9 protein-coding genes are annotated in these 12945 nt (G+C 63.0%); 2 read left to right on the top strand and 7 right to left on the bottom strand.

Annotated elements, in window-relative coordinates:
* Positions 1–42: 42 nt before the first annotated feature.
* The 3 genes from NH396_RS12595 to NH396_RS12605 all read right to left on the bottom strand — a co-directional run bounded on the left by NH396_RS12595 (position 43) and on the right by NH396_RS12605 (position 2624).
* The gene (locus NH396_RS12595) at positions 43–627 is read right to left on the bottom strand and encodes a regulatory protein RecX (protein WP_176678485.1); all 585 of its coding nucleotides are present in this window, start codon (positions 625–627) and stop codon (positions 43–45) included.
* Between the two features lie 225 nt (positions 628–852).
* Positions 853–1920, bottom strand: coding sequence for a recombinase RecA (gene recA / locus NH396_RS12600; RefSeq protein WP_176678006.1), 1068 nt, complete (start codon positions 1918–1920; stop codon positions 853–855).
* A gap of 215 nt (positions 1921–2135) precedes the next feature.
* Positions 2136–2624 (bottom strand): CinA family protein, encoded by a 489-nt coding sequence (locus NH396_RS12605; RefSeq protein ID WP_253064246.1) that lies wholly within the window; start codon positions 2622–2624, stop codon positions 2136–2138.
* 214 nt (positions 2625–2838) lie between these two features.
* Here NH396_RS12605 and mutS point away from each other — a divergent pair, with 214 nt between their 5' ends.
* Both mutS and fdxA read left to right on the top strand, forming a co-directional pair.
* Positions 2839–5418 carry a DNA mismatch repair protein MutS gene (gene mutS / locus NH396_RS12610; protein WP_253064123.1) on the top strand — a complete coding sequence of 860 codons (2580 nt, stop codon included), beginning with the start codon at positions 2839–2841 and terminating at the stop codon, positions 5416–5418.
* 259 nt (positions 5419–5677) lie between these two features.
* Positions 5678–6001 (top strand): ferredoxin FdxA, encoded by a 324-nt coding sequence (gene fdxA / locus NH396_RS12615; RefSeq protein ID WP_043333067.1) that lies wholly within the window; start codon positions 5678–5680, stop codon positions 5999–6001.
* Between the two features lie 1252 nt (positions 6002–7253).
* Here the strand turns inward: fdxA and eno are convergent.
* From eno to NH396_RS12635, 4 genes are all read right to left on the bottom strand, one after another.
* Complete coding sequence (gene eno / locus NH396_RS12620) at positions 7254–8543, bottom strand: phosphopyruvate hydratase (RefSeq protein WP_176678008.1); 1290 nt, start codon at positions 8541–8543, stop codon at positions 7254–7256.
* A gap of 102 nt (positions 8544–8645) precedes the next feature.
* Positions 8646–9497, bottom strand: coding sequence for a 3-deoxy-8-phosphooctulonate synthase (gene kdsA / locus NH396_RS12625; protein ID WP_166018644.1), 852 nt, complete (start codon positions 9495–9497; stop codon positions 8646–8648).
* Between the two features lie 131 nt (positions 9498–9628).
* Positions 9629–11269, bottom strand: a complete 1641-nt coding sequence (locus tag NH396_RS12630) for a CTP synthase (protein ID WP_253064124.1) — start codon at positions 11267–11269, stop codon at positions 9629–9631.
* Positions 11270–11463: 194 nt separating this feature from the next.
* Positions 11464–12879, bottom strand: coding sequence for an FAD-dependent oxidoreductase (locus NH396_RS12635; RefSeq protein ID WP_253064125.1), 1416 nt, complete (start codon positions 12877–12879; stop codon positions 11464–11466).
* Positions 12880–12945 lie beyond the last annotated feature (66 nt).

Here is a 12945-nt window from a genome sequence, read left to right on the forward strand (position 1 = left end):
CGCCGGTTTGCGCGCCATGAGAGCCAAACAGTCGCCCGCCAGCTAGCCTTCTTCCCCCTCATCACTCCAGGCGGACTCCATGGCATAGCGCAGCTGCTCATAGTCGAAGCCGCGCTGGAGCAGAAAGCGTTCGCGCCGTGCGCGCTCCTTGTGCCCCTCGCCGGGGCCGGAAAAGCGCCTGGCCAGCGTCTCGCGCGCCAGTTCGAAGAAATCCACCGCCTCGACATGACCGAAGACATCCGGCGTCGGGTCACTGGCGGCACGCATCACGGCATTGAGCGTCTCGTTATCGATACCACGCTGGCGCAGCTCCTGCTGAATACGCCTGGGCCCCTGCCCGCGCAGGACGCGCATCCGCAGGAAGCTGGCGGCAAAGCGCTCATCGGACTGCAGGCCTTCCTCGGCCATGCGCTCCAGCACCTCCTCGATCAGCAGTTCGACCTCATCGCGACTCAAGGCCGCCGGTGCACCCTCCTCGCCCGCAGCTTGCCGTTCTGCCAACTCGTCATCGCTGAGCGCCCGCAGATAGTCACGCTCTCGGAGATAGTCGTGCAGTTCGCGGCGGCTATGTTCGCGGCGCGCCAGACGCGCGATGGCATCATTGCGCGCACGCCGTTGCGGCGTCATCACGCCTGAGTCGAGCGGTTGATACTCAGGCCCGCCCAGTGATGTGCTGTCATCGTGCATGGTCATGCTCCCCGGGTTGAGCAGAAGGGCATAGAGGGAGGTGAACGCAAGGCGCCCGCCTCCGAGTCATCGGGGCGGGCGCCTTGGGACCAGCGCAACGGGGCGTTCTCGACCCGCTGCGCTGACGCCAGCCTGGCGGCCGGCGTACTTGCTCAGGAGCGATCCTCAGTCGAGATCGATATCCAGATCGTCCTCACTCTCGGCGGCCGCGGTTTCCTGCGGCTCTTCCTTGGCTTCCGGTGCTGCCAGCAACTGGGCGCGGATCTGGTTTTCAATCTCCTCCATGATGGCGGGATTGTCTTCCAGGTACTGAGCGGAGTTGGCCTTGCCCTGACCGATCTTGCTGCCCTGATAGCTGTACCAGGCACCTGACTTGCCGACCAGACCGCACTGCACACCCAGGTCGATCACCTCACCGGCGTGGTAGATGCCCTTGCCATAGAGAATCTGGAACTCGGCCTGGCGGAACGGCGGCGCGACCTTGTTCTTGACGACCTTGACGCGGGTCTCGTTGCCGGTGACTTCATCACCGGACTTCACGGAACCGGTACGGCGGATATCCAGACGCACACTGGAGTAGAACTTCAGGGCGTTGCCGCCAGTCGTGGTCTCGGGGCTGCCGAACATCACGCCGATCTTCATGCGGATCTGGTTGATGAACACCACCATGCAGTTGGCGTTCTTGATGTGACCCGTCACCTTGCGCAGTGCCTGGGACATCAGACGCGCCTGCAGGCCAACGTGGGAGTCACCCATCTCGCCTTCAATCTCGGCACGCGGCGTCAGTGCCGCCACGGAGTCGACGATGATGACATCGACGCCGCCGGAGCGCACCAGCATGTCGACGATCTCGAGCGCCTGCTCACCGGTATCGGGCTGGGAGACCAGCATCTCATCCAGGTTGACGCCCAGCTTCTCGGCGTAGGACGGATCCAGCGCGTGCTCGGCATCGATGAAGGCACAGACCTTACCCTGCTTCTGCGCCTGGGCGATGACCGAGAGAGTCAGGGTCGTCTTGCCCGAGGATTCCGGACCATAGATCTCGACCACGCGCCCGAAGGGCAGGCCGCCGATGCCGAGTGCGATATCCAACCCCAGAGAACCGGTGGAAACCGACGGGATGGCCACACGCGGGGCATCGCCCATGCGCATGACGGCGCCCTTGCCGAACTGGCGCTCGATCTGGGACAGCGCCGCGTTCAGCGCCTTGGTACGATTGTCGTCCTTTGCCATGTGGCCTCCTGTCGAACGGCGGAGCCACACGGGCTGCCACCTGGAATAGAGAATTCTGTCACTGAGAGCTGAGCAGACACCGTCAGACTAGCGGCTGAGGTGTCGTGGCAAAACCCTGTATACATGGACAGTATAATGCCGCAAGTTGCGTCGCTCTGCCAGTCCGGTGGTGCGCTTTTTCAGGCAGCACCCTCATCGCGGGGCCTGCACCGGGCTCACGCGTCTTCGGTGCCGACCTGCAAGGCCTCCACGCGCTTGATCAAGCCCTGCAACGCCTCCCGCACGGCGGCGTCACGCACTGCCTGCCGGTCGCCGGAAAAGTGACAGCAGCGTGCCTGCTGGCGCGTCTCGCTCCCCCACGCCAGCCATACGGTGCCGACGGGCTTCTCGTCACTTCCCCCGCCGGGGCCGGCCACGCCGCTGATGGCCACCCCCAGCTCAGCGCCGCTTTCGCGACAGGCGCCCCGCACCATCTCGCACACGACCGCCTCGGAGACGGCGCCGAAAGTTTCAAGCGATGCCTCACTGACCCCCAGCAGGCGCTGCTTGGTGGCATTGGAATAAGTCACGTAGCCCGCATCGAAATAGCGGGAGCTGCCGGCAATCGCAGTGATCGCGGCACTCACGCCGCCCCCGGTGCACGACTCGGCGGTGGTGACGCGCACGCCGCGCGCGATCGCCAGCGCCTGCAACTGCTCAGCCAGAGCATTCGCGCACGCAGCCTCGGGTGTCGTACCAGTCAATTGGCTCACGAACTTTCTCCTCGTGGAGGTCATCAGGTGAAAAGGGCAGCGAGCATGAGACATCACAGGCATTGGAGCCGGCCGCGCCAGTCCGTAGAATATCGCGCATCCCGCATGCCGTGCTCTCGCATGTGTGCTTTTTCCCATTGCAGTGCAGTCAAGGAAGTCCATGGCCATGGCCAAGAACAGCGCGCCCCAGATGACGCCGATGATGACGCAGTACATGAAGATCAAACGCGAGCACCCCGGCGTGCTGCTGTTCTATCGCATGGGCGACTTCTATGAACTGTTTCATGAGGACGCCAAGCGCGCAGCACAACTGCTCGATATCACGTTGACGGCGCGCGGCAGCTCCGGTGGCTCACCGATTCCCATGGCAGGGGTGCCCTATCACAGCGCCGAAGGCTATCTGGCACGCCTGGTCAAGATGGGTGAATCGGTGGCCATCTGCGAGCAGATCGGTGACCCGGCGACCAGCAAGGGGCCTGTCGAGCGCAAGGTGGTGCGAATCGTCACGCCGGGCACCCTGCATGATGAGGCGCTGCTGGATGCCAGCCGCGACAACCTGCTGGTAGCGCTGCACCGCGACGGGGACACCTGGGGCCTGGCGGCACTCGAGCTGTCCTCCGGTCGCTTCAGCGTGCTCGAGGTCAACGGTGATGATGAGCTGCAGGCAGAGATCCAGCGCCTGTCACCTGCCGAGGTCATGGTCGGTGAAAGCCGTACCCTCCCCGCCAGCCTGGCCTCGCGCCCGGGGCTGACGCGTCAGAGCGACTGGCACTTCGATCACGAGACAGCCCTGCGCCTGCTATGCGACCAGTTCGGCGTCCAGGACCTCAACGGCTTCGGCTGCAGCCATCTGACGCGCGCCGTCACGGCTGCCGGTGCCCTGCTCGACTATGCTCGCGATACCCAGCGCACCGGGCTGCCCCATGTGACCGCACTGGCGGTCGAAAGCCGCGATGACTCGGTGGTGATCGATGCCGCCAGCCGTCGCAACCTCGAGATCGACACCAACCTGGGCGGCACCAGCGACAACACGCTGGCCAACGTACTGGATGTCACCGCGACCGCGATGGGCTCGCGCCTGCTCAAGCGCTGGCTGAATCGTCCGTTGCGCGATCAGCGTCAGATCGGCCAGCGCCAGGCGGCGGTACAACGCCTGCTGGATGGCGACTATCCCTTCGAGCTGCACGGCCTGCTCAAGCGTATCGGTGATGTGGAGCGTATCCTCGCCCGTGTCGCACTGCGCAGCGCACGCCCGCGCGACCTGGCCCGCCTGCGCGATGGCCTCAACACCCTGCCCGAACTGCGCGCCGTGCTCGCCAGCGTCGAGAAAGGCAGCGCCATCGACGACCTGCGCGATGCCATCCGCCTGTTCCCGGCACTTTCCGCGATGCTCAGCGAGGCGCTGGTCGAGAACCCGCCAGTGGTGCTGCGCGATGGCGGCGTGATCGCCGATGGGTACGACGATGAGCTGGACGAGTATCGCGGCCTGTCCGAGAACGCCGGCCAGTATCTGGTCGCACTCGAGACTCGCGAGCGCGAGCGCACCGGCCTGAGCAACCTCAAGGTCGGCTACAACCGCGTGCATGGCTACTTCATCGAACTGCCGCGCTCGCAATCGGCCGAGGCCCCGCCGGAATACATCCGCCGCCAGACCCTCAAGAATGCCGAGCGCTTCATCATCCCCGAGCTCAAGGAATTCGAGGACAAGGCGCTGTCCGCCAAGTCCAAGTCACTGGCGCGCGAGAAGCTGCTGTATGAGCACCTGCTGGATGATCTGAATACCGAACTGGATGGCCTGCAGCAGACGGCCCGTGCGCTGGCATCACTGGATGTGCTGACCGCCTTCGCTGATCGCGCCGCCGCGCTCGATTTCGTGCGCCCCGAACTCAGCGAGACCCCGGGCATCGACATCGAAGGCGGCCGCCACCCGGTGGTCGAACATGTCAGCGATCATCCCTTCGTTCCCAACGATGTGCGCTTCGATGATGCGCGGCGCATGCTGGTGATCACCGGCCCCAACATGGGCGGTAAATCCACCTACATGCGCCAGACGGCACTGATCGCTCTGCTCGCGCATACCGGCAGCTTCGTGCCGGCATCGCGCGCCTGCATCGGCCCGCTGGATCGCATCTTCACGCGCATCGGCTCCTCGGACGACCTGGCCGGCGGCCGCTCGACCTTCATGGTCGAGATGACCGAGACCGCCAGCATCCTGCACAACGCCACTGACGAGAGCCTGGTGTTGATGGATGAGATCGGCCGCGGCACCTCGACCTTCGATGGTCTGTCACTGGCATGGGCCAGTGCCGAGCATCTGGCGCGCACGCGTGCCTTCACCCTGTTCGCGACCCATTACTTCGAGATGACAGCGCTGCCCGAGCATGCCGATGCCGTCGCCAACGTGCACCTGACGGCCGCTGAGCACGGCGATGGCATCGTCTTCATGCACCGCGTCGAGGAAGGCCCTGCCAGCCAGAGCTATGGCCTGCAGGTGGCCCAGCTGGCCGGGGTGCCGCAGAGCGTCATCCTGCGCGCGCGCGAGAAGCTGACCAGTCTGGAGCAGCAGGAAATCGATCGTCCGCAGGTGGCACGCGAGAATGCGCTGGGCCAGCCGGTACCGCAGCAGAATGACCTGTTCGCGGCACCGCCGCATCCGGTCGTCGAGGCCCTCAACGGCCTTGACCCGGATGACCTGAGCCCCAAGCGAGCGCTGGAGCTGATCTACGAATGGCACCGTCAGCGCTGAGCGCCCTCACACCGAGCCAACGTTGGCGCGCCTGGCTCGAGAATGAGCGGCAAGGCTCGACAGCAACCTTCGGGCATAGCACCATTCCAAAACGATCCGCCCCTGCTGATTGCGGGGGCGGCAGAGCGCCACTAGAATAACGCCTTATAACATCTGCGCCGCTTATAACCTGAAGGCCATGATGTCGCCGAGACGGCACATGGTGGGCGCCTGGACCACGACCTACGAGAGAGACGCCAATCCGCGTCAGGAGACCTGCATGGCATTCATCGTCACCGAGAACTGCATTCGCTGCAAATACACCGACTGCGTGGAAGTCTGCCCGGTGGATTGCTTCTACGAAGGCCCGAACTTCCTGGTGATCAACCCGGATGAGTGCATTGACTGCGCGCTATGTGAGCCGGAATGCCCCGCCGAAGCCATCTTCTCCGAGGATGAAGTGCCGGAGAACCAGAAGGAATTCATCGAGCTGAATGCCGATCTGGCCGAAGTCTGGCCGAACATCAGCGAGAAGAAGGACGCCATGGAAGACGCCGAGAAGTGGGATGGTGTCGACGGCAAGCTTGAGTATCTGGAGCAGTAACCCCCTCAAGTCACCCGCATCTCGCGTGGCTAGCGGCTTGCCCGCCCTGACCGGGCAAGCTCGGCTCTGACGACAGAAACGGCAGCGATTCCCCCGGGAGCCGCTGCCGTTTCTGTATCTGATGCCTGAAGTCGGTGCCTGAAGAGCTCGCGCTGAGAACTCCTCCCCCCGACCTCCAGACATAAAAAAGGGCGACCCCGTAAGGTCGCCCGCTCCAAGCGTGTCCCTGTCGATCCATCCTGGATCGCACTCCTGAGTGCTGTCCCTGCCCTTCACGACATCCTGTCATTCGGGGCGCACCGTCACGCGTGGCGGGCATTGCAGCACTGCTCGCGCAGCTGTCCCACCGCAATGCCCGTTAGTGCAGATATTTGCCTGTCCTGCTGTCCTGCCCATGCATTGCCCGGCGTCCTGCCTGTACCGCTCCCTGCCTGTGCAGCTGACAGCCTCACGACATTCCTTGTCCGACTTATCCTTGTCATGGCTTCCTGCCACTTGATGCTGCCGCTGTCTGCCCCATCATTCCTGACGCGGATGATGTCCCGTCATCCGTCACTTCCTGTGAAGAGCAAGCTTCCTGACTGCATATCAGAGCCTGGGGCTCTTCGACACTCCGTGTCGTTATCGTGCTTCCTGCCTGTGTGGCGCTTCCCATCGCCGACGGATCATCCTGATCCTGACACACTCCGGTGTCATGCCCGCCATCCTTGCTTCCCTGGCATCTCTCGCCTGACTCCTTCAAGCGAAGATATACAGCTCTCTGCTACCGACGTCCATGCCAGGTCCTTTTCCGCCGAGCGTCCTGCTCAGCGGGGCGAAACGTCCTGTCTCGCCATCAAGTCTTTTCTGATCATCCCGTTGGCATCCTGCCGAGACTGCGGTGTCCCGCCGCACCCTCACGTCCATGTAGCCATTCTGGGCAGCATTCGCCGGCGAGGCAACTAGCCAAACCGCTTAACCCGCTATACCTGAACAGGCCGTCAAAGAAAATATTTTCAATAAAAACAGATACATATTGGAGGACATACGTTCATATCCGCAGGCGACTCGCAGCCAGTGTCTCGATTGTCCTGCGGGATTTGTAAGAGATGACTTACATGAATTCAGTGCCTGAAAGCGGCCTGTTTCCTGCCCCTCCCACAAACGCACTCAATCATCGCCTGCAATGCACAACGGGGCCGTGCCAGAAGGCACGACCCCGTTGCAAGTTACCTCTGCAATGCTAGGCGCTGAGCCCTCACATCACAGGCGATTACTGACCCTTGATCTCTTTCAGGCCGTTGTAAGCCACATCACCCAGCTGCTGCTCGATCACCAGCAGACGGTTGTACTTGGCGACACGGTCAGAGCGGCACAGAGAGCCGGTCTTGATCTGGCCAGCACAGGTACCGACGGCGAGGTCGGCAATGGTGGTGTCTTCGGTCTCGCCACTGCGGTGGGAGATGACCGCGGTGAAGCCGGCGGCCTGCGCCATCTTGATCGCATCCAGGGTCTCGGACAGCGAGCCGATCTGGTTGAACTTGATCAGGATGGAGTTGCCGATGCCTTCCTCGATACCGCGGCTCAGGATGCGCGTGTTGGTGACGAAGAGGTCGTCGCCGACCAGCTGCACCTTGTCGCCCAGCTCGTCGGTCAGCATCTTCCAGCCTTCCCAGTCGGACTCATCCATGCCGTCTTCGATGGAGACGATCGGATATTCCGCGGCCAGGCCGGCCAGATAGTCGACGAAACCACGTGCGTCGAAGCTCTTGCCTTCGCCGGACAGGTTGTACTGACCGTCCTGGTAGAACTCGGAAGACGCGCAATCCAGCGCCAGGGTCACATCGGTGCCCAGGGTGTAGCCCGCATCGCTGACGGCCTGCTTGATGACGGCCAGTGCTTCGGAGTTGGACGCCAGGTTCGGTGCAAAGCCACCTTCATCACCCACGGAGGTGCTCAGCTCGCGACCCTGTAGCACCTTCTTCAGCGCGTGGAAGATCTCGGCACCGGTGCGCAGTGCTTCACGGAAGGTCGGCGCGCCGACCGGCTGGACCATGAATTCCTGGATGTCGACGTTGTTGTCGGCATGCTCACCGCCGTTGATGATGTTCATCATCGGCACCGGCATGGAGTACTGGCCCGGCTGACCGTAGAGCTCGGCGATATGAGCGTAGAGCTCGATGCCCTTGGCCTGCGCTGCTGCCTTGGCAGCGGCCAGAGAGACGGCAAGAATCGCATTGGCACCCAGCGATTCCTTGTTCTCGGTACCGTCCAGCGCCAGCATGGCATCGTCCAGCGCACGCTGGTCGAGTGCATCCATGCCCACGAGACGCTCGCGGATCGCGCCATTGACGGCGTCAACGGCCTTCAGCACGCCCTTGCCCAGATAACGGCTCTTGTCGCCATCACGCAATTCCAGCGCTTCACGCGAACCGGTGGAGGCACCGGAAGGCGCGCAGGCGCTGGCACGTTGGCCACCTTCCAGCACGACCTCGGCCTGTACGGTCGGGTTACCACGGGAATCGAGCACCTCAAGGGCGCGGATTTCGACGATATTGGCCATCTTGTGTCGTCCTCTACACGGGGGATTGAAACACCACGACGGGCATCTTGCCCATAGTGCAAAAAGGCCGCTCACACAGGGGTGAACGGCCAGTAGTCCTGCTCAACGAATGTCCAGCGGCGCGAAGCCCTTGACCAGCGCATCCAGCGATTGCAGCTGGCGCAGGAAGGGTTCGAGCTGATCCAGCGGCAGGGCGCAGGGGCCGTCACACTTGGCATTGTCCGGATCCGGGTGCGCCTCGAGGAACAGGCCCGCCAGCCCGAGTGCGACACCGGAGCGTGCCAGATCGAAGACCTGCTCGCGGCGTCCGCCAGCGGAGTCGGCTCGCCCGCCCGGGCGCTGCAGCGAGTGGGTGACATCGAACAATACCGGCAAGCCGGTATCCTTCATCTCGGCCATGCCGAGCATGTCGACCACCAGGTTGTTGTAACCGAAGCTGGAGCCACGCTCGCACAGCAGAATCCTGTCATTGCCGGCTTCACCGCACTTGGCGACGATATGGCGCATCTCGTGCGGCGCGAGGAACTGCGGCTTCTTGACGTTGATGACGGCGCCGGTACGTGCCATGGCCACGACCAGGTCGGTCTGCCGCGCCAGGAAGGCCGGCAGCTGGATGACATCGGCCACTTCCGCCACGGCTGCCGCCTGATGCGGCTCATGCACGTCCGTGATGATCGGCACACCGAAGCGCGACTTGATCTCGGCCAGAATCTCGAGCCCCTTCTCCATCCCGGGGCCACGGTAGGAGTGCATGGAGCTGCGGTTGGCCTTGTCGAAGCTGGCCTTGAAGACGTACGGCATGCCCAGGCGTGACGTCACTTCGACATACTGCTCGGCGACTTCCAGCGCCAGCTCCCGCGATTCGAGCACGTTCATGCCACCGAAAAGCGTCATCGGACGATCGTTGGCGACTTGCAGACCCGCAAAGTCGATCACGCGTTGTTCGTTGCTCATCTCTGCACCGTCCATCAAATCGTTGTCCATCGGCAGTCTGCCTGAGGATGCTCTAGCGAACATCAAGACCTGCAACCACCGCGGAGAAGACCTACGGGCGCCACCCGAGGTGGCGCCCGCTCAACACCCTATCACTCGCCGCGAGTACGCGCCGCCTTGTGATTGAGCGCGGCATTCACGAAGCCGGTGAACAGCGGATGGCCATCGCGCGGCGTGGAGGTGAATTCCGGGTGGAACTGACATGCCACGAACCACGGGTGATCCGGCAGCTCGACCATCTCGACCAGCGAGTTGTCGACGCTGCGACCGGAGAAGATCAGACCCGCTTCTTCCAGGGCCGGCACGAACTGGTCGTTGACCTCATAGCGGTGACGGTGACGCTCGACGATCTCGTCGCTGCCATAGGCCTGATGCGCCTTGGAGCCGTTGAGCAGGGTACAGGCCTGACCGCCGAGACGCATGGTGCCGCCCAGATCAGACGCCGCGTCGCGGGTCTCGATCTTGCCTTCCGGCGTCAGCCACTCGGTAATCAGACCGACCACCGGGTGCTGGGTGTCATGAGTGAACTCGGTAGAGTTGGCATCGCTCCAGCCCGCCACATTACGCGCGAACTCGATGACGGCAACCTGCATGCCCAGGCAGATGCCCAGATACGGCACCTTGTTCTCACGCGCGAAGCGCGCGGTGGCGATCTTGCCTTCCACACCACGCTCGCCGAAGCCGCCCGGTACCAGCACCGCGTCCTTGCCGATCAGACGGTCGGTGCCGTTGCGCTCGATTTCCTCGGAGTCGATGAAGTCGACGTTGACCTTCACACGCCCCTGGATACCGGCGTGGGTCAGCGCCTCGTTCAGCGACTTGTAGGCGTCGAGCAGCTCCATGTACTTGCCGACCATCGCGATGTTGATGGTCTTGAGCGGGTTGAGCTTGGCGTCGAGCACCGCGACCCACTCTGACATGTCGGCCTCTTTGGCCTCCAGGCGGAACTTGTCGCAGACGATCTCGTCGAGGCCGGCTTCGTGGAGCATCAACGGAATGCGATAGATGGTGTCGGCATCCTGCAGGGAGACGACAGCCCGCTCCTCGACGTTGGTGAACAGCGAGATCTTGCGACGCTCGCTTTCCTCGATCTCGACTTCGCTGCGGCAGATCAGGATATCCGGCTGGATACCGATGGAGCGCAGCTCCTTGACGCTGTGCTGGGTCGGCTTGGTCTTGGTCTCGCCGGCCGTCTTGATGTACGGCACCAGTGTCAGGTGCATGAAGAGTGCACGCTCGCCACCCAGCTGCGCACGCAGCTGACGGATGGACTCCAGGAACGGCAGCGACTCGATGTCACCTACGGTACCGCCGATCTCGACCAGTGCGACGTCATAGCCTTCACCGCCGGCGATCACGCGACGCTTGATCTCGTCGGTGATGTGCGGGATGACCTGCACCGTTCCGCCGAGGTAGTCACCGCGGCGCTCCTTGCGCAGCACGTGCTCGTAGACGCGACCGGTGGTGAAGTTGTTGCCCTGGGTCATGCGCGAGCGGATGAAACGCTCGTAGTGACCGAGGTCCAGATCGGTTTCCGCGCCATCTTCGGTGACAAAGACTTCGCCGTGCTGGAACGGGCTCATGGTGCCCGGATCGACGTTGATGTACGGATCCAGCTTGAGAATGGTGACCTTGAGGCCACGGGCCTCGAGAATAGCCGCCAGCGAAGCGGATGCGATGCCCTTGCCAAGCGAGGACACAACGCCGCCCGTCACGAAGATAAATCGTGTCATGGAAACCTGCCGAAAACGTGAGCTGTAGGAGAGACCCGGGGGAACGGATCAGGATGGGTCGCCAGTCTAGCGGAAAGGCTGCTCCGGCTCAATTTGAATGCCACCACCTGCCCATCTCGCGTCACCATCCGATGCACCCGCCATAACGCATCAGACCCGCCGTGGCGGGCCTGATGCGTGACGCCAGATGACCTTTACACTTCCAGGAAATCAAGAATCCCTTCAGCGGCACGGCGACCTTCATCGATGGCGGTCACCACCAGATCGGAGCCGCGCACCATGTCACCGCCAGCGAACACCTTGGCGTTGGTGGTCTGGAAGGCATGACGCTCGGCGCTGGTCGCGATGCGGCCACGCTCATCGACGGCGATGTCGAAGTCGGCGAACCACGGCGCAGGGCTTGCCTGGAAGCCGAAGGCCACGACCACGGCATCCGCCGGCAGAATCTCTTCAGAGCCCGGCACCACTTCCGGACGCTGACGACCATTGGCATCCGGCTCACCCAGACGGGTGCGCACGACCTTGACGCCTTCGACCTTGCCATCGCCGACCACTGCCACCGGCTGACGGTTGAAGAGGAAATCGACGCCCTCTTCGCGAGCATTGGTCACCTCACGGCGTGACCCCGGCATGTTGGTCTCGTCACGCCGGTAGGCACAGGTCACGCTTTCCGCGCCCTGACGGATGGAGGTGCGGTTGCAGTCCATCGCGGTATCACCACCGCCGAGCACCACGACCTTCTTGCCTTCCATGGAGACGTAATCCGCCGGGTCCTTCTCGAAGCCCAGGCAGTGATTGACGTTGGCGATCAGGAAGTCGAGCGCCTTGTGCACGCCCGGCAGATCCTCACCCGGGAAGCCGCCACTCATGGCGTTGTAGGTACCCATGCCCAGGAAGACGGCATCGTATTCCTCGAGCAGCGCATCGAAGGTCACATCACGCCCGACCTCGACGTTGAGACGGAACTCCATGCCCATCTCTTCGAAGATCTCGCGGCGACGCGTCATCACGCCCTTCTCGAGCTTGAACTCCGGGATACCGAAGGTCAGCAGGCCGCCGATTTCCGGATGGCGATCATAGATCACCGGACGCACGCCATTGCGCACCAGAATATCGGCAGCACCGAGACCCGCCGGACCTGCACCGATGATGGCGACGCGCTTGTCGGTCCAGCTGACCTTGGACATGTCGGGGCGCCAGCCCATGGCGAAGGCGGTGTCGGTGATGTACTTCTCCACCGAGCCGATTGTGACGGCACCGAAGCCATCGTTCAGGGTGCAGTCGCCCTCGCAGAGACGGTCCTGCGGACAGACGCGACCACAGACTTCCGGCAGCGAATTGGTCTGGTGCGAAAGCTCGGCGGCCTCAAGGATGTTGCCCTCGGAGACCAGCTTCAGCCAGTTGGGAATGTAGTTGTGTACCGGGCACTTCCACTCACAGTAGGGGTTGCCACAGCCCAGGCAGCGATGTGCCTGGCTGGCGGCTTCTACCGGCTTGAACTCGGCATAGATCTCGTTGAACTCACGTGCGCGTACGCGAGCATCTTTCTTCTGCGGGTCCTGACGACCCACATCGATGAACTGGAAGTCGTTGGCGAGCTGATTGGCCATGATGAATCCTCTCTCAAAATCCGGGCACCGTCGCGGTGCGGGCCCTCACCCGAGGCATGCTGGGGT

The sequence above is a fragment of the Cobetia sp. Dlab-2-AX genome (genome assembly GCF_024124625.1).
Taxonomy (GTDB): Bacteria; Pseudomonadota; Gammaproteobacteria; order Pseudomonadales; family Halomonadaceae; genus Cobetia.